The sequence below is a fragment of the Paulownia witches'-broom phytoplasma genome, assembly GCF_019396865.1.
Classification (GTDB): domain Bacteria; phylum Bacillota_I; class Bacilli_A; order Acholeplasmatales; family Acholeplasmataceae; genus Phytoplasma; species Phytoplasma asteris.
Map to the genome: position 1 here is coordinate 18,277 of NZ_CP066882.1, position 17,727 is coordinate 36,003.

Here is a 17,727-nt window from a genome sequence, read left to right on the forward strand (position 1 = left end):
TAATAAGTTTTTAAACATCAAACCACACAATCAAGTAAGGAAGGATTGGAAAATAATGCAAAGATTACAAAAAGTTTTGGCTTATGCAAATGTGGCATCTAGAAGAAAAGCAGAAATTTTAATTTTGGAAAAACGCATTAAAGTTAATGGCAAAATTATTTCTGAATTAGGAACCAAAGTATCTTCCAGCGACATTATAACTTTGGATGACAAACCGATCACCAAAACCACTTATTCTTATTTTTTGCTCAACAAGCCCAATGGATTTCTTTCCACTGCCAAAGACAATAAAAAACGCCCTACTGTTTTGGATTTAATCGAAGAAGCAAGCATACAAAGATTATATCCAATAGGACGCCTTGATTTTAATACTACAGGACTACTTTTAATTACTAATGACGGCGATCTTACTCAAAAATTAACCCATCCTTCCTTTTGTATTCCTAAAGAATATCATGTTAAAATTAATGCTTGTTTACAAAAAAAAGACCTTGCCACATTCCGCAAAGGAATTATCATTGATAAAAATTATTTGGCTGTTTGTAAAGAAATTGATATTTTGAAAAGTTCTTATACACCCAAACCTTCTACTTGGTTAAAGCTAGTAATAATTGAAGGAAAAAACAGGCAAGTTCGTAAAATGCTGCAAGCTTTAGGCTATCAAGTTTTAAAGTTAAAACGTTATCGTTATTCTTTTTTAACTATTGAAAATCTCACAATAGGCGCTTATCGCCCTTTAAAAATTCATGAAATTAAAAAATTAAAAACCTTAACTACTCAAATACCGCATTAATTTAGTAAATTTAAGATCGCTATAAGGAGTTAGTTATATATGCATATGAAAAGTTTTAAAATCGCCATTGATGGTCCGGCAGGTTCTGGCAAAAGCACTATTAGTAAAAAGTTGTCCCAAAAATTAGGTTGGAATCACATTGATACTGGAGCAATGTTTCGGGCGCTAACTTTATATTTGTTAGAAAATGAATTTTCATGGCATCATGAAAAAAGTCTTAATCAAGCTTTAGATAAAATCAATCTTTCTTATTCTTGTAATAAAATTTTTCTTAATCAAGAAGACGTTTCTTTAAAAATTAAGTCTTTGGATGTCGAAAAACATGTCTCTTCAGTAGCTTTAATTCCTGCTGTAAGAACTAAATTATTGAAATTGCAAAAAGAAATTTGGGTCAATACTCCTAATTTAATTATGGATGGAAGAGATATTGGAACAGTTGTAATGCCAGATGCTAATTTAAAAATTTTTCTTACTGCCAACATTACTAAAAGAGCTTTGAGAAAACAACAAGAAGATGCCCAAAAAGGAAAAATCACAGACATTGCTCAAATTATGAAACAACTCAAGGAACGTGATCATAAAGATTATCATCGCCAACTTGCTCCCTTATCTAAAGCTTTAGATGCCATTTTACTAGATACTACCGAATTATCGATTGATGAAGTAATTGCCAAAATTATTGCCTTAATTGATAAAAAAAGGAGAACTTAAATGTCTTTTAAAATTGCTATTGTGGGTCGTCCTAATGTTGGCAAATCAAGTTTGTTTAACCGCATTATTGGGAAAAGACACGCTATTACTCATAAAAAAGCAGGCATTACTCGGGACCGCATTTATGCTACTGCCGAGTGGCTTACTAAAACATTTGGAGTTATTGATACGGGCGGTATCGAAATTCAATCAACTCCTTTTTTGGAACAAATTAAATTACAAGCTCAACTTGCAGTTGATGAAGCTGATGTAATTGTTTTTGTAGTTGATGGGCAAACAGGACTTACTCAAAATGACATTTATTTAGCTAAACTTTTGTATAAAACTAAAAAACCAGTTCTTTTGGCAGTTAATAAAATTGACAACCACAATTTATTATCTAACACTTATGAATTTTATGCTCTGGGATTTGATACTCCTTTTGCAATTAGTACTCAACATGGTATAGGTATAGGTGATTTGTTAGATAAAATTGTTTTTCTTATGCGCGATGCTGCTTTAATTTCTGATTCTTCCTTTTTAGAAGACCTTCCAATAGATACACCTTTGCAAAGTCCCCCTTCCGAATTTAATTATGAAATCCAAGAAAAAGGCAACAACATTATTAAATTTTGTGTTGTGGGACGCCCAAACGTTGGCAAATCAACCCTTACTAATTCTCTTTTAGCATCCCAAAGAATGATTGTCTCTGATATGGCAGGAACTACCACCGATGCTGTTGATACTTTTTTTGAAAATGATGGGCAAAAATACCAAATTATTGACACTGCAGGTATTAAAAAAAGAGGTAAAATTTATGAACAAGAAGACAAATACAGCGTTTTGCGTGCTTTAGGTGCTTTGGAAAAAGCAGATATTGTTTGTTTAGTTTTAGATGCTAAAGAAGGTATTTTAGAACAAGATAAAAATATTGCAGGGTTTATTTTAGAACATCATAAAGCTTGCATTATTATTGTCAATAAATGGGATTTGTTAGAAAAAGATACCAATACCCTAAAGAACTTTGAGCAAAAAATTCGTCAAGAGTTTGTTTTTTTATCTTATGCGCCTGTTATTTTCTTATCAGCTTTGAAAAAAAGTCGTCTTACTCAAATTTTTGCTATTTTAAAACGAGTTTTTAACAATTATAAAAGTCAGTTTAGCACTAGTCTTTTAAACGATATTTTACAAGAAGCAACTCTTATAACTCCTCCCGCTTTCTTTAAACAAAAAAAAGCTAAGTTTCAATATATTTTTCAAACTAAAACCAAAGCTCCTGAATTTCTTTGTTTTGTTAATGACCCTAAACATATTCATTTTTCTTATGAAAGATTTTTAAAAAATCAATTTAGAAAAAGCCTTGATTTAGAAGGAACACCCCTCAAAATTATTTTTCATAAAAAAAAGTCTAATTTTTAAAAATATTTTGAATCCCCCTTTTTCTCCTTCCCCTTCTTTTTGCATTTTGTTTGCAAGTATTTTATTATTTGTTCTTATTTTATGATTTAATTATAGTGGTTGAAAAAAAATCAACCTTATTTTTAATTATCAAAAAAACTTTTGTCATTTTTGCTGTAACTTTTTTCATGACCGTTTTTGCTATTTTGATTACAAGAAAGAAGCTATATTTTATGAAAATTACTATTATTGGCAGTGGTGCTTGGGGTTCTACTTTGGCACAAGTTTTAACTGATAAAAACAATCAAGTTTTACTCTATGACACCAACCTTTCTTATGTGGAAAAAATAAATCAAGGGAAACATCCCATTTTTAATGCTCCACTAGTAAATGTCAAAGCAGTTTCTTGCCTTAAACAAGCCCTTGATTATTCTGATTTGATAGTTTTGGCAGTTCCTATGAAATTTATGCGTCATCTTCTCAAACAAATTGCCCTTATGTTAACTACTCCCAAATCGTTTGTCAATGTTTCTAAAGGTATTGAACCTTTAACTTTTTTGCGTGTTTCTGAAATTGTCAAACAAGTTATTCCTGCCCCTCTTTTAGCTAATTTTGCTTCCTTAATGGGTCCATCGCATGCTGAAGAAGTTATTTTACGCAAATTAACTCTGTTAACTGCAGCTTCTTCCAATCCCGCTTTTGCCTTGGAAATTCAAAAATTATTTTCTTGCCCTAATTATTTGAAAGTATATACTTCTTCTGATTTGGTAGGAAATGAAATTTGCAGTGCTTTTAAAAATGTTTTAGCCATTATTAATGGTATTTTAGTAGCCAAGAACTTTGGAATTAATTCTCAAGCAGCTTTGATGAGTCGTGGTATTTTAGAAATGTCGCGGTTAGTTACTTTTTATCAAGGGAACCCCCAAACCGTTTTAGGACTTCCAGGATTAGGTGATTTAATTGTGACTGCTTTTAGCAAATACTCCAGAAATTTTAATGCTGGTGCTAAAATTGCTGCAGGCATTAATTACCAACAAATTATTGAATCTTCTTTGCAAACCATCGAAGGATTCCAAACTCTTAATGCTTTTTATCAATTGCAATTAAAACATAATTTAGATCTGCCCATTATTCAAGCCTCTTATCAATTAATTTTTGAATCCAAGCCCTTTGACACTGTTTTTGCAACTTTAATGCAAAGACCTTTCAAAAGTGAATTCTAAATTATTTTTACCCACCTACCATTTTTTTAATCCATTTTGCAAACACCCCCGCAGTCAATTAAGAATAAAATGCAAATAATTACCAATAATTTCAAATAATTGTTGGTTTGCGCTTGTAAATTATTTTTTTGATGTTATAATAAGTACGTAAATAAAAAGAAAAGGAGGCAAAAAATGAACAAATTAGAATTTTTAAGAAAATTAGCTGAAAAAAATGGCGTTAGTCAAAAAGAAGCTGATAAATTTCTTAATAACTTTATTGAAGTTATTTCTCAAAGTCTTCAAGAATTCAAAGAAGATGAAAAAGTTACTTTAACAGGTTTTGGTACCTTTGAAGTAAAACACAGAAGTGCTCGCGAAGGAAAAAATCCAAGAACTGGTAAAACTATTGACATTCCAGCTAAAAAGGTTCCTACTTTCAAATTTAGCAAAAGTTTTAAAGATCTTTTCGTTGCTTAAAATCTTTACTATTAAGTTTTTTAATATTTTACAATAAAAAACAAACTAACTAGTTTGTTTTTTTATTTACACTTTTTGATAAAGTGAACTCATAAGGAAGTAGGTTAGTGCTTTTGCAACCCACAGCTAAAAATTATTTAATAGGAACTCGCGCCAAAGTTCAAAACGAACCCCAAATAGCAGTTATTACTCGCATTGATTATCAAAGAGGTTTTATTTACTTGTTATTTAAAAGAATGAGAGAAGAAAAATATCCTTTCCCCCAAGCCTTAGAACAAAACATTATTCAACCTATTGTTTCTAAAAATAAATCTTATCAGCAATAATTTATCATTAATCCAATTTATAACTTATCTTCATTATCCATTATTTTAATTGCATTTGTAAATATTTAAATGTTAAACCAAAAAGGAACGATATGAAAAGAAAATTAAGATTTAAAAAAATTGTTTTAAGAAATTATTTTAAAAAGCCCAATGTTGTTTTTCTTTTTTTAATGTTGTCTATTTGTACTTTAATGCTTGTTTTTTTTCATGATTTTAAAGAATGTGTTAACAAAGGACAAATTTATTGGCAATATAAGTACAAAGCCCCTACTTTTATGCCTGAAATTGATTTTGACACCACAGGAAAAGAAGACAACATTTTAGATTACGAAGAAGGTTATTATCCTGGGCACCACACTTTTATCAAAACAGTTTGGTATTTTACCCATCAAAGTAATTTATTTGTATTAATTGTTTATGCTTTATTTTTTACCAAAGTAAGACAAAAAAATTGGTATCATTATGTAGTTTTTGCATGTTTAGTTAGCATTTTGATGACAGCTTTAATTTTTCACACTTTAATTGATAAAGGTAGACATTTTTACGAACCTAAATTTAGTCTTTCTTTTTTTCTTTCTCATCTCCACCACACTTTAGCTCCTTTATGTTATCTATATTTTTATTTTAAAGTCAATTCTTATGCTATTCCTTATAAAAAAATGTGGATAGCTTTTATTCATCCCTTGCTTTATATGACCTTTTTTAGTTTATTTGGCTTTTTATCTATTCAAGATTATTTTCAAGATCTGCAAAAAGACAAACCAATTATAACTTCAGAAAAACAAGCAGCTAAAAGAGATCCTTTTAAAATGTTTCCTTATGTTTTCTTTTCTCCTTTTAAACAAAAATTAAATAATCCTGCAAATGCCCAAAAGTTAGAAGATAAGGAAAATCACCATCATAAACGTTATCGTTTTGTTTATTCATGTTATGGCTTTGTTTGTTTGGTCTTTTCTTGCCTTTTTGTTTTTACAGTTTCTATGACTTATACTCTTTTATGGATTAAAAAACGTTTACTTAATAAAAAAACTACTCCTCATTATAAAAAAACTAAAAAATAATAATTTTAAAAACTCTTTATTATTTATTAAAAAAATTTGATATAATAGTACTATATTGCTTAATTAGTTAGGAGAAAATTAACATGCGTGATTTAGTAAAATTAGTTTGTACAGAGTGCAAAAGAGAAAATTATCATACTGATAAAAATAAAAAAAAGACCCCAGGACGTTTAGAATTAAAAAAATACTGTCCTTTTTCTAGAACTCACACTCTACATAGAGAAAAAAAATAAAAAACAAAACAAATGTTTAATATTTAGAAAAGCAAAACTTTTAGCCAAACAAATTTTTTCAATATTTTTCCAAGAAATTCGCAAAACAAAAGTTTAAATTACTTCCCAAAATCAAATTTTTTTCAAATCAAAAGTTAAATTATTTTACCAAGTTTTTTGACTGCTTTTTTATTCCAATTTTTTAATATTAAACATTTTTCCGTTTGCTTTATGAACTTATATTTTTTTCATTTCTATCTTAAAAAAGGAAAATCGTGTTTTTATGTTTTTGCACAATAGAAATAATTTGATCCAAAAAATGAAACCAAACACCGCTGCTCTTTTTTATTCTGGAAAAGCAATTACTAAGAGTGGCGATCAAACTTTTCCTTTTGAAGTTGATCATAATTTTTATTATTTGACAGGAATTAACCAACCAAACACTATTTTATTGTTGGCAAAAACACCTAATTTATCTCATACTTTTTTATTTTTAGAAGAAAATAAACCTAGTAAAGCCTTGTGGGATGGAGATATTTTGAGTTTTTCCGATGCTTCTTTGATATCTCAAATTAATTTATCAAACCTCAAAAACATATTAACTTTTGAAACTTTTTTATTTCAGATGATAAATCCTTTGAGAGGTTCTTTTGTGGATTCTTTAGAAGGTTTTTATTTTGACCTATCCAAGCAAACCTTAGACCAAAAAGCAAGTTGGGCTTTAGAATATTGTCAAAAAATGACTTCTTTATATCCTTTTTTGCAAGTTTATAATAGTTCTTCTTTTTTATTTTCTTTGCGTCAAACAAAAAGCGTTTACGAACAAACCCAAATCCAAAAAGCTCTAGATATCAATCATCAAGCCCTTAATTATTTATTAAAAAACTTAAAACCTGGAATGTATGAATATCAAATAGCTGCTCTTTTTCATTATTTTTTGGAAAATAACCAAACTCAAAAATCCTTTGAAACCATTGCTGCTTCAGGAAAAAATGCCTTAATTTTGCATTATAACAAACCTAACTGCCAATTAAAGCCCAACGACCTTTTATTATTTGATGCTGGCGTTACTTATAATCATTATTCCTCTGATATTACTCGTTGTTATCCTGTAAGTGGACAATTTAGTTCTTTGCAAAAAGATATTTATAATTTAGTTCTTAAAGCTAACAAAGAAATCATTGCTTGGGTAAAACCGCATCACACCTTTACGCAATTAAACCAATATGGCAAAGATATTTTATTGCAAGGATTAAAAGAAATGTCTTTACTTAAAGAAGGCGAAACAATCCATCAATATTGCTATCACGGATTAGGACATCACTTAGGATTAGATATTCATGATGTTTACAATTATACAGGTGTTATTGGAACAAACAGCGTAATTACTGTCGAACCAGGTCTATATTTAAAAGATTTAGGGATTGGAGTAAGAATTGAAGACAACCTTTTAATCACTCAAGAAGGGGCTGTTAATTTATCCAAACACATCCCTAAAGAAGTCAAAGACATTGAAGCTTTAATGAAACCATTTGTCACTCATTAATTTAATTATAACAAACTCGCATTAAAGCGATGTTTGGCCCTGTAGCCAAGTGGTAAGGCATGGCTCTGCAAAAGCTTGATCAACGGTTCAAATCCGTTCAGGGCCTCCATTTATTTTATTTTTTTAATCCACTTTTGGGATATTTTTTTAACACATCTCAATTAATATTTTTTTCATCCCCTCTTTTTTTATTTTTATTTTTTATATTTGCTTACATTCACCTATTTATTTTTTTATTTTGCAAATCTATACAATATAATTTAGGAGTAGTACTCAAGTGGATATAAGAGGCGTCCCTGCTAAGGACGTAGTCCGAGAAATCGGTGCAAGGGTTCGAATCCCTTCTGCTCCGCCATTTTGAATTTATTTTTTTATCCTTTATTTTTTAATAAATATCTGGTATTTTTTTTAATCAATAAAAAAACTTTTATCCCCCCCTTTTTTTATTATGGATTACCAAATTATCATCTCAACTGCAATTATTTCTTGTCATTTCCAAACTATAACAACATTATTATAAATCGAAATAAAAGAATTGTTAGATTCTTTAAAAAATAAATATTTTCAAAAGACCTTCATTTACAAGTCATCATTATGCTTTTAAATATTTATTTTTTATTATTTTTTCATGTTATAATATTTTTGCTTATAGTTTGTTCTTTCCCTGAAACCAACACAAATAACACATTAATTAAAATATTTATAATATATTATAACTAAACAAAGGTAATGCAAAAATGAAAACAATGAAACGAGTTAAAACAGTTACTGCTCGCTCATCTGATTTTGGAAAATGGTATACAGATGTTTGTCTTAAAGCTGAATTAATAGCTTATTCTGAGGCAAAAGGTTTTATTATCTATCTTCCTTATGGTTATGCTTTGTGGGAAAATATTCAAAAACATCTTAATTGTACTTTACAAAAAACAGGTCATCAAAATGTTTATTTTCCGTTAGTTTTTCCAGAAAAACTATTTCACAAAGAAAAAAATCATATTCAAGGATTTTCTCCAGAAGCAGCAATGATAAAAACTACAGGCAAAAAAAACTTATCCGAAAAACTAGTGATTCGCCCTACTTCAGAAATTTTATTTTCTCAATATTATTCTAAAACAATCACTTCTTATCGTGATTTACCTAAGTTATATAATCAATGGTGCAATGTGGTTCGCTGGGAAAAAACGACTAAACCTTTTTTAAGAGGTAAAGAGTTTTTGTGGCAAGAAGGACACACTGTGCATGCTACCGAACAAGAAGCGATGCAGCAAACTTTATCCATCCTTGATATTTATCAAAAGTTAGGCAAAAACCTTTTAGCCCTTCCTTTTGTATGTGGCAAAAAAACCGAAACAGAAAAATTTGCTGGAGCCCTCATCACTTATTCTATCGAAGCGTTAATGCATGACGGACAAGCTCTTCAAGCAGGAACTTCTCATTACTTAGGTACTAATTTTGCTAAATCGTTTCAAATCCAATTTCAAGATTGCGACCATTCAAAAAAATATGTTCATCAAACATCTTGGGGTGTTTCTACACGTTTAATTGGAGCTTTAATTATGGTTCACAGCGATGATGAAGGACTAGTTTTACCGCCTTATGTTTCTCCTATGCAAATTGTAATCATTCCTTTGCAACCTCAAGATGATGCAGTAAAACAAACATCCGAAAACCTCTTTTCCATCCTTCAAAAAAACTATCGCGTTCATCTCGATCTACAAGACAAAACTGCTGGTTGGAAATTTAGTCAATATGAACTTAAAGGTGTTCCTTTGCGTATAGAAATTGGCAAACGTGGTTTAGAAAATGATGAAGTTACTATTTTTCAAAGATATAACTTCGCCAAACAAAATATCAAAACCAAAGATTTGCCATCTCAAATCCCGCAATTATTTGAAACCATCCACAATAACATGTATCAAAAAGCACTGCAACATTTAGAACAAAATCGCAAACAAGCTACCACTTATGAAGAATTTAAAACTTATCTCAAACAAGGTGGTTATGTAGCAATGAGTATTTCAGGAACTGATGCCGAATTGCAAATTAAACAAGAAACAGGAGCTACTGCCAGAGTTATTTTAGAAACTAATTTAATTACTGCTAACTGCCCTGTTACTAACAAAAAAGCCCTTCAAACTGTCTTATTTGCTAGAGCTTATTGAAATTATTTTAAAAATGATTTGTTATAAAAGCCAACCAAAAAGTTTCAACACATTTAATACTAAATCATTTCTCCAAATATTTTCTTTCTTTTTATAAACATTTTATTTTTACATTTTGACCCCCACAACCACTATTTTTTAATTATTCAAAACTTTTAGGCTTGACATTTCATACTAAAAAAGCTATAATTAAGGAAGTGTGTTAAATAGAAAAGAGGTTTTTTATGAAACGAACATATCAACCTAGTAAAATCAAAAGAAAAAGAACTCATGGTTTTAGAGCCAGAATGGCAACTGTTGGAGGATGCAAAGTTCTTGCTAGAAGAAGAGCTAAAGGACGTTTGCAACTAACATTTTAAAATCAAACTAACTTGATTTTGATTAATTCAAACCAAAAATAAACACCGCTTTTTCGGTGTTTTTTGATAAATTTCTTTTTATTGCTATTGTATCATTAATAATTGTGGAATTTATATTTTTTAAAATGGTGAATTGATGTTTTGAATATAAAAGTTAAGAATTTTAGGATTATTAAGAAGATGAAAAGAAAATATATTCTTAAAAAAGAAAGCGAAATCACCCCTGTTTTTAAATCTAAAAAAAGATACGGAAACTCCCTTTTTATTATTTATTACGCCAAACAAACTGCCTTTCCTCATTTTAAATTTGCTTTAAGTGTTGGCAAAAAATATGGTAAAGCCCACGAAAGAAATTTAATTAAACGTCGTTTAAGAGCAATTATTAGGAGTGTTTCTCCTTGCCTTAACCCCAAAATGTTTTTTGTTATTGTTATTAAAGCTCAAGCTAAAAGCCTAACTTTTCAACAATTAAAAACTTTCTTTTTGCAATTTGCTACCAAAACTCGCATATTACTTTCAAATAACTAAAATAAGGAGTTAATTAAAATGGATGTTAGAAATCATTCTTCAAAAAAAAAGTTTTTATTTTTAGCAATTTTTCTATTCGGGTTATTTTTTTGGCTCCTTACTCCTCCAAAGCGTGAAAAAATAGAAGTTTTTGACAAAGTTTTTGTTTTTAAAAGTAGCGAAAAATATCAAGAATATTTTACAAATAATGTTCCTTCTAAATTAAATGAATGTGCTGATATTTTTGTGGTTTATGTTATCAATAACAAAAAGAAAGAAATTCAAATAGCTATGCAAGACGAATTTAAAGGCATGTTAAATAAAAAAAATCAAGCAAAATATTTTTTTGGTTTAATGAAAAAACCAGATCCTGAAGTAGAAGATGTTTCTAATTTTGATCTTTCTAATAAATTAAATACAAAAGAATATTTTTTAACTTTTAAACCAGATGCTGATGTTTTTAAAAATAAAAACGATAAAGAAAAAACCGAATTCAAAAATAAATTAATGAAGGATTTTTTAACAGTTTCTGCAGGCACTAATAATGATTATATTCAAAACAATAAATATCAAAAAAAAGAATTAAAAGATGCATTAGAATTTAGAACATATGAAGATGAAACCCCTCTTTCTTTAGAAAATATAAAATTAGATTTTGACAAAGATCATTATGCAGAAAATATCAAAAACACTTCCAATAATGATTCATCTAACATTGATATTAAATTTACAAACAACAATAACGACCATTTAATATCTAGAAAACTTTTTATAACTAATTCTTCAGTTCCAATTCAATTTCCTTCTAGACTGGAATGGAGCCTGTTTGGTTATTTTTGGAATGTTTTAATAATTTCAATTGGCTCTTTTTTATATTTTTTCTCAACTTTCTTAGTTTCTGGTGCTTCTGGTATGTTTTTTGGCAACTTAGGGTTAGGAATTGTTTTAGCTACTATTTTCATCCGTACTTTAACTTGGCCTATTTATACTAAAACAAGTACTTTGAGTATGAATATGAGTTTAATTCAGCCCGAAATTGAAAAAGTAAAGCAAAAATATGCTCTCAAAAAAGATCCTGCCTCAGCTCAAAAAATGCAGTTAGAAATTTTTAAAGTTTATCGCAAAAATAATTTTTCTTTTTGGGGCTTTTTATTGTCTTTCTTGCAACTTCCCTTATTTATTGCAATTAATCAAACCTTAAGTCGCTTTATTATTCCTGGAGGTATTTTTGCAACTGATAAATTAATTGAAAAGCCCTTTTTAGGATTCATCAATTTAAACCCTTCTAATCCCAATAATGCTTTTGTTATCTTTTTGCTTTCTTTTTTAGTGGGAGCAACGATGTTTATTTTGAATAAAATTAGTTTTAAAAAACCAGATTATTTAAAAACCCCTTCTTATCATTTGACTTCAGAACAAAAACAAAAAGCTAAACAATCAGAAAAAAGCATGAAAATTATGAGTGTTGTTATGATTTTAATGATGGTATTTTTCTCGCGTTCTAACCCAATATTGTCTTTATATTGGATTGTTGGGAACACCTATACTATTTTCCAAACTTTGCTCACTAGAAAAAAGATGCAACAAAAATATTTTGCATTAAAACAAAACGCTTTATAAAAACTTTTTCCTTCATCAATACTTGCAAAAATTCAAAAATCAAACTAAGTAAAAAACAAACAAAACTTTTATATTTTTTTCTGCAGTTCTTAATTTTCATCCTTATAATTTTTAAAAAACATTTTTTGGAAAGCAACATATTTAGTTAGGATAATTTCTTCATAAATATATTTTTTATTTTGCAAAAAAATATTTCAAACACCATTATCCAATTCCAAAATATCTTTTTCCAAACCCCAAATTCCTATCAAAAATAACAACCCAAATTAAAATTTAAAAAAAAATCAAAAAAGCTTGCTTTTCATTTTTATATGTGCTATAATATCTAAGGTAAATAAATTTGAAATTGTTAAGCAATTTCGGAGGGATAGCGAAGTGGCTAAACGCAGCAGTCTGTAAAACTGTTCCGTAAGGTACGGTGGTTCGAATCCACCTCCCTTCACCATTAATTTTTTTAATCTTTGAAAACTGAAGATGATAATTAACGAATATTTTTAATTATTTTTTAACACCTTAAAATTAACACCAAAAAGCAATTTTTGATGTATCAATTTTGTAACATACGAAGAGTTTGATCCTGGCTCAGGATTAACGCTGGCGGCGTGCCTAATACATGCAAGTCGAACGGAAGTTTAAGCAATTAAACTTTAGTGGCGAACGGGTGAGTAACGCGTAAGCAATCTGCCCCTAAGACGAGGATAACAGTTGGAAACGACTGCTAAGACTGGATAGGAGACAAGAAGGCATCTTCTTGTTTTTAAAAGACCTAGCAATAGGTATGCTTAGGGAGGAGCTTGCGTCACATTAGTTAGTTGGTGGGGTAAAGGCCTACCAAGACTATGATGTGTAGCCGGGCTGAGAGGTTGAACGGCCACATTGGGACTGAGACACGGCCCAAACTCCTACGGGAGGCAGCAGTAGGGAATTTTCGGCAATGGAGGAAACTCTGACCGAGCAACGCCGCGTGAACGATGAAGTATTTCGGTACGTAAAGTTCTTTTATTAGGGAAGAATAAATGATGGAAAAATCATTCTGACGGTACCTAATGAATAAGCCCCGGCTAACTATGTGCCAGCAGCCGCGGTAATACATAGGGGGCAAGCGTTATCCGGAATTATTGGGCGTAAAGGGTGCGTAGGCGGTTAAATAAGTTTATGGTCTAAGTGCAATGCTCAACATTGTGATGCTATAAAAACTGTTTAGCTAGAGTAAGATAGAGGCAAGTGGAATTCCATGTGTAGTGGTAAAATGCGTAAATATATGGAGGAACACCAGTAGCGAAGGCGGCTTGCTGGGTCTTTACTGACGCTGAGGCACGAAAGCGTGGGGAGCAAACAGGATTAGATACCCTGGTAGTCCACGCCGTAAACGATGAGTACTAAACGTTGGTTAAAACCAGTGTTGAAGTTAACACATTAAGTACTCCGCCTGAGTAGTACGTACGCAAGTATGAAACTTAAAGGAATTGACGGGACTCCGCACAAGCGGTGGATCATGTTGTTTAATTCGAAGGTACCCGAAAAACCTCACCAGGTCTTGACATGCTTCTGCAAAGCTGTAGAAACACAGTGGAGGTTATCAGTTGCACAGGTGGTGCATGGTTGTCGTCAGCTCGTGTCGTGAGATGTTGGGTTAAGTCCCGCAACGAGCGCAACCCTTATTGTTAGTTACCAGCACGTAATGGTGGGGACTTTAGCAAGACTGCCAGTGATAAATTGGAGGAAGGTGGGGACGACGTCAAATCATCATGCCCCTTATGACCTGGGCTACAAACGTGATACAATGGCTGTTACAAAGGGTAGCTGAAGCGCAAGTTTTTGGCGAATCTCAAAAAAACAGTCTCAGTTCGGATTGAAGTCTGCAACTCGACTTCATGAAGTTGGAATCGCTAGTAATCGCGAATCAGCATGTCGCGGTGAATACGTTCTCGGGGTTTGTACACACCGCCCGTCAAACCACGAAAGTTGGCAATACCCAAAGCCGGTGGCCTAACTTCGCAAGAAGAGGGAACCGTCTAAGGTAGGGTCGATGATTGGGGTTAAGTCGTAACAAGGTATCCCTACCGGAAGGTGGGGATGGATCACCTCCTTTCTAAGGAAACAATTATCATCTTCAGTTTTGAGAGACTTAAGAAAGTTTTTCATTGTAACTTGCTTGCAAATTGTATTTTCAACATTTTAATCTTTTTAAGATTAAGGGCCTATAGCTCAGTTGGTTAGAGCACATGCCTGATAAGCGTGAGGTCGGTGGTTCAAGTCCATTTAGGCCACCATAACCACAAATAGGCAAAATCTTAAAAAAGCTCTTTGAAAAGTAGATAAACGAAGGTTAAAAAATCAAAGGAACTAAGGGCGCACAGTGGATGCCTTGGCACTAAGAGCCGATGAAGGACGCAATTAACGGCGAAACGCCACGGGAAGCTGTAAATAAGTGAAGATCCGTGGGTCTCCGAATGGGAAAACCCATTACATTGAAGATGTAATATTCTTCTAATACGATTTATCTTGTTAGAAGAAAGGAAACGCGGCGAACTGAAATATCTAAGTAACCGTAGGAAAAGAAAGTAATAACGATTCTGGTAGTAGTGACGAGCGAACTCGGAACAGCCTGATACCATTTCTAGTTACAAAATTTTAACGAAGCAGAAGCTTTTGGAAAGAAGCACCAAAGAAGGTGACAGTCCCGTAAACGTAAGTTAAAATCTAGGGTATCAATAAGTACGGCGAGACACGAGAAATCTTGTCGGAAGATGGGAGGACCATCTCCTAAGACTAAATACTTCTTAGTGACCGATAGTGAACTAGTACCGTGAGGGAAAGGTGAAAAGAACCCCGAAAGGGGAGTGAAATAGATCCTGAAACTGTGTGCCTACAATTAGTCAAAGCACGTTAATGTGTGATGGCTTGCCTTTTGCAGAATGAACCGGCGAGTTATGATATGGAGCAAGGTTAAGTTTTAAGGAACGGAGCCGTAGCGAAAGCGAGTCTTAATAGGGCGTTTAGTTGCATGTCATAGACCCGAAACTGAAGTGAGCTAGCCATGAGCAGGTTGAAGTTTAGGTAAAACTAAATGGAGGACCGAACCAGGACACGTTGAAAAGTGTTTGGATGACTTGTGGCTAGGGGTGAAATTCCAATCGAACTCAGAGATAGCTGGTTCTCCCCGAAATAGCTTTAGGGCTAGCGTTGATTTAGTAATTTGGTGAAGGTAGAGCACTGAATGAGTAAGGGCTCCACCTCGGGGTACCGAACTCAATCAAACTCCGAATGTTACCAAATAAAATCAGCAGTCAGACTGTGGGTGATAAGGTCCATGGTCAAAAGGGAAAGAGCCCAGACCGTCAGCTAAGGTCCCAAAATTGATGTTAAGTGGCAAAGGAAGTGAAGACGTTTAAACAACTAGGAGGTTGGCTTAGAAGCAGCCATCCTTTAAAGAGTGCGTAATAGCTCACTAGTCGAATGACTCTGCGCCGAAAATGTACCGGGGCTAAAACATCATACCGAAGCTACGGATTGAAATAACTTCTTAGTTATTTGAATGGTAGGGGAAGCGTTCTGACATCAGTGAAGCCATAGCGGAAGCAGTGGTGGAGAGGTCAGAAGTGAGAATGCCGGTGTAAGTAACGAAAAGATAGGTGAGAATCCTATCCGTCAAAAACCCAAGGTTTCCAGGGCCAGGTTCGTCCTCCCTGGGTTAGTCGGGTCCTAAGGTGAGGGAGAAATCCGTAATCGATGGCAAGCAGGCTGAGATTCCTGCACTAGTTAATCAACTGACGGAGGGACAAAGCAGGCTAAACACGCCCCTTATTGGATTGGGGTAGAAAAACTAAGTTTGAGAAGACAGGCAAATCCGTTTTCTCATTTAAAGACAAGGTTTGAAAGTAAAGTGATTGATGTCATACTTTCAAGAAAAGCTTCTAGGGATTAATTGATTAACTACCCGTACCGCAAACCGACACAGGTGGGTAGGTAGAGTATACTAAGACGCGCGAGCAAACTCTTGTTAAGGAACTCGGCAAAATTACTCCGTAACTTAGGGATAAGGAGAGCTTTTATTAAAACTAAAAGCCGCAGAGAATAGGCCCAAGCGACTGTTTATCAAAAACATAGGTCTCTGCTAAACCGCAAGGTGATGTATAGGGGCTGATGCCTGCCCGGTGCTGGAAGATTAAAAGGAGATGTCAGGCAACGAAGCATTGAATTGAAGTCCCAGTAAACGGCGGCCGTAACTATAACGGTCCTAAGGTAGCGAAATTCCTTGTCGGGTAAGTTCCGACCCGCACGAAAGGCATAACGATTTGGGCGCTGTCTCAACAAGAGCCTCGGTGAAATCAAATTACCGGTGAAAATGCCGGTTACCCGCGACAGGACGAAAAGACCCCATGGAGCTTTACTGCAACTTAATATTGAAATTGGAAATAAGATGTACAGGATAGGTGGGAAACTGTGAGAGAAAAACGCTAGTTTTTCTGGAGTTATCCTTGGGATACCACCCTTGTTATTTTTAGTTTCTAACCTGCACATGTGTAATGTGAGGGACAGTGTTTGGTGGGCAGTTTGACTGGGGCGGTCGCCTCCTAAATAGTAACGGAGGCGTTCGAAGGTTCCCTCAAAATGGTTGGAAATCATTTGTAGAGCATAAAGGCACAAGGGAGCTTGACTGCAAGACTTACAAGTCGAGCAGGGACGAAAGTCGGACTTAGTGATCTTACGGTACCGAATGGAAGGGCCGTGACTCAACGGATAAAAGCTACCCTGGGGATAACAGGCTTATCGCTTCCAAGCGTTCACAGCGACGAAGCGGTTTGGCACCTCGATGTCGGCTCATCGCATCCTGGAGCTGGAGAAGGTTCCAAGGGTTGGGCTGTTCGCCCATTAAAGCGGAACGCGAGCTGGGTTCAGAACGTCGTGAGACAGTTCGGTCTCTATCCGTCGTGGGCGTTGGAAATTTGAAAGGAACTGTCCCTAGTATGAGAAGACCGGGATGGATATACCGCTGGTGTTTCAGTTGGTTCGCCAGAGCCACAGCTGAGTAGCTATGTATAGAAGGGATAAACACTGAAAGCATCTAAGTGTGAAGCCTCCCTTAAGATGAGATTTCCCTATGAGGTCCCTGAAAGACTATCAGGTTGATAGGCTAGAGGTGTAAGAAGAGTGATCTTTTCAGCTGATTAGTACTAATAGACCCATTGACTTTGATTTTTTAAATACTAACGTTTATCTAGTTTTGAAAGATCCTTGGTGCATAAAACTAAGGGGCAACACCTGTTCCCATCCCGAACACAGCAGTTAAGTCCTTAGTACTGAAAATAGTTCTTTATTGAGCGAAGATAGGGAGTGCCAAGGTTTGCTTTATAAAAAAGAATAAAAA

At 33.3% G+C, this 17,727-nt stretch carries 13 protein-coding genes, 4 tRNA genes and 3 rRNA genes; all 20 read left to right on the top strand.

Going from position 1 to position 17,727, the window contains the following annotated elements:
* Positions 1–55: 55 nt before the first annotated feature.
* The 20 genes from HGD80_RS00165 (at position 56) to rrf (ending at position 17,702) form a co-directional block, all read left to right on the top strand.
* Positions 56–793 (top strand): pseudouridine synthase, encoded by a 738-nt coding sequence (locus tag HGD80_RS00165; RefSeq protein ID WP_219474935.1) that lies wholly within the window; start codon positions 56–58, stop codon positions 791–793.
* Between the two features lie 45 nt (positions 794–838).
* The gene (cmk, locus tag HGD80_RS00170) at positions 839–1,504 is read left to right on the top strand and encodes a (d)CMP kinase (RefSeq protein ID WP_219475561.1); all 666 of its coding nucleotides are present in this window, start codon (positions 839–841) and stop codon (positions 1,502–1,504) included.
* Complete coding sequence (gene der, locus HGD80_RS00175) at positions 1,505–2,902, top strand: ribosome biogenesis GTPase Der (RefSeq protein ID WP_219474937.1); 1,398 nt, start codon at positions 1,505–1,507, stop codon at positions 2,900–2,902.
* 212 nt (positions 2,903–3,114) lie between these two features.
* Complete coding sequence (locus tag HGD80_RS00180; protein ID WP_219474939.1) at positions 3,115–4,104, top strand: NAD(P)H-dependent glycerol-3-phosphate dehydrogenase; 990 nt, start codon at positions 3,115–3,117, stop codon at positions 4,102–4,104.
* Between the two features lie 174 nt (positions 4,105–4,278).
* A complete protein-coding gene (locus HGD80_RS00185) occupies positions 4,279–4,563 on the top strand; it encodes an HU family DNA-binding protein (RefSeq protein ID WP_011160617.1) in 285 nt (94 codons plus the stop codon).
* A 107-nt stretch (positions 4,564–4,670) separates the two neighbouring features.
* Positions 4,671–4,889: a hypothetical protein gene (locus HGD80_RS00190; protein WP_219474941.1), complete on the top strand. Its 219-nt coding sequence runs from the start codon at positions 4,671–4,673 to the stop codon at positions 4,887–4,889.
* A 92-nt stretch (positions 4,890–4,981) separates the two neighbouring features.
* Positions 4,982–5,950, top strand: coding sequence for a hypothetical protein (locus HGD80_RS00195; protein ID WP_225904368.1), 969 nt, complete (start codon positions 4,982–4,984; stop codon positions 5,948–5,950).
* An 83-nt stretch (positions 5,951–6,033) separates the two neighbouring features.
* Positions 6,034–6,183: a 50S ribosomal protein L33 gene (gene rpmG / locus HGD80_RS00200; protein WP_011160619.1), complete on the top strand. Its 150-nt coding sequence runs from the start codon at positions 6,034–6,036 to the stop codon at positions 6,181–6,183.
* Between the two features lie 262 nt (positions 6,184–6,445).
* A complete protein-coding gene (locus HGD80_RS00205) occupies positions 6,446–7,708 on the top strand; it encodes an aminopeptidase P family protein (protein ID WP_219474942.1) in 1,263 nt (420 codons plus the stop codon).
* A 35-nt stretch (positions 7,709–7,743) separates the two neighbouring features.
* A tRNA-Cys gene (locus tag HGD80_RS00210) sits at positions 7,744–7,817 on the top strand.
* Between the two features lie 154 nt (positions 7,818–7,971).
* A tRNA-Ser gene (locus HGD80_RS00215) sits at positions 7,972–8,063 on the top strand.
* 382 nt (positions 8,064–8,445) lie between these two features.
* Positions 8,446–9,870, top strand: coding sequence for a proline--tRNA ligase (gene proS / locus HGD80_RS00220; RefSeq protein ID WP_219474944.1), 1,425 nt, complete (start codon positions 8,446–8,448; stop codon positions 9,868–9,870).
* A gap of 224 nt (positions 9,871–10,094) precedes the next feature.
* Positions 10,095–10,229, top strand: a complete 135-nt coding sequence (rpmH, locus tag HGD80_RS00225) for a 50S ribosomal protein L34 (RefSeq protein ID WP_219474946.1) — start codon at positions 10,095–10,097, stop codon at positions 10,227–10,229.
* A 180-nt stretch (positions 10,230–10,409) separates the two neighbouring features.
* The gene (rnpA, locus tag HGD80_RS00230) at positions 10,410–10,757 is read left to right on the top strand and encodes a ribonuclease P protein component (RefSeq protein ID WP_219474948.1); all 348 of its coding nucleotides are present in this window, start codon (positions 10,410–10,412) and stop codon (positions 10,755–10,757) included.
* 18 nt (positions 10,758–10,775) lie between these two features.
* The gene (locus tag HGD80_RS00235; protein WP_219474950.1) at positions 10,776–12,356 is read left to right on the top strand and encodes a YidC/Oxa1 family membrane protein insertase; all 1,581 of its coding nucleotides are present in this window, start codon (positions 10,776–10,778) and stop codon (positions 12,354–12,356) included.
* Positions 12,357–12,717: 361 nt separating this feature from the next.
* Positions 12,718–12,801 (top strand) — tRNA-Tyr (locus tag HGD80_RS00240).
* A gap of 114 nt (positions 12,802–12,915) precedes the next feature.
* A 16S ribosomal RNA gene (locus tag HGD80_RS00245) occupies positions 12,916–14,448 on the top strand.
* Positions 14,449–14,553: 105 nt separating this feature from the next.
* Positions 14,554–14,629, top strand: a tRNA-Ile gene (locus HGD80_RS00250).
* Positions 14,630–14,692: 63 nt separating this feature from the next.
* Positions 14,693–17,558, top strand: a 23S ribosomal RNA gene (locus HGD80_RS00255).
* A 35-nt stretch (positions 17,559–17,593) separates the two neighbouring features.
* Positions 17,594–17,702: ribosomal RNA gene (gene rrf, locus HGD80_RS00260) — 5S ribosomal RNA — on the top strand.
* Together the 16S, 23S and 5S rRNA genes with 2 tRNA genes alongside form the textbook arrangement of a ribosomal RNA operon.
* Positions 17,703–17,727 lie beyond the last annotated feature (25 nt).

What these genes read in the sequence shown, in the direction of transcription:
- HGD80_RS00165 (WP_219474935.1), top strand. Translation starts at nt 56, where the DNA reads ATGCAAAGATTACAAAAAGTTTTGGCTTATGCAAATGTGGCATCTAGA.
- HGD80_RS00185 (WP_011160617.1), top strand. Translation starts at nt 4,279, where the DNA reads ATGAACAAATTAGAATTTTTAAGAAAATTAGCTGAAAAAAATGGCGTT.
- HGD80_RS00235 (WP_219474950.1), top strand. Translation starts at nt 10,776, where the DNA reads ATGGATGTTAGAAATCATTCTTCAAAAAAAAAGTTTTTATTTTTAGCA.
- der (WP_219474937.1), top strand. Translation starts at nt 1,505, where the DNA reads ATGTCTTTTAAAATTGCTATTGTGGGTCGTCCTAATGTTGGCAAATCA.
- HGD80_RS00180 (WP_219474939.1), top strand. Translation starts at nt 3,115, where the DNA reads ATGAAAATTACTATTATTGGCAGTGGTGCTTGGGGTTCTACTTTGGCA.
- rnpA (WP_219474948.1), top strand. Translation starts at nt 10,410, where the DNA reads ATGAAAAGAAAATATATTCTTAAAAAAGAAAGCGAAATCACCCCTGTT.
- rpmH (WP_219474946.1), top strand. Translation starts at nt 10,095, where the DNA reads ATGAAACGAACATATCAACCTAGTAAAATCAAAAGAAAAAGAACTCAT.
- cmk (WP_219475561.1), top strand. Translation starts at nt 839, where the DNA reads ATGAAAAGTTTTAAAATCGCCATTGATGGTCCGGCAGGTTCTGGCAAA.
- HGD80_RS00205 (WP_219474942.1), top strand. Translation starts at nt 6,446, where the DNA reads ATGTTTTTGCACAATAGAAATAATTTGATCCAAAAAATGAAACCAAAC.
- rpmG (WP_011160619.1), top strand. Translation starts at nt 6,034, where the DNA reads ATGCGTGATTTAGTAAAATTAGTTTGTACAGAGTGCAAAAGAGAAAAT.
- HGD80_RS00195 (WP_225904368.1), top strand. Translation starts at nt 4,982, where the DNA reads ATGAAAAGAAAATTAAGATTTAAAAAAATTGTTTTAAGAAATTATTTT.
- proS (WP_219474944.1), top strand. Translation starts at nt 8,446, where the DNA reads ATGAAAACAATGAAACGAGTTAAAACAGTTACTGCTCGCTCATCTGAT.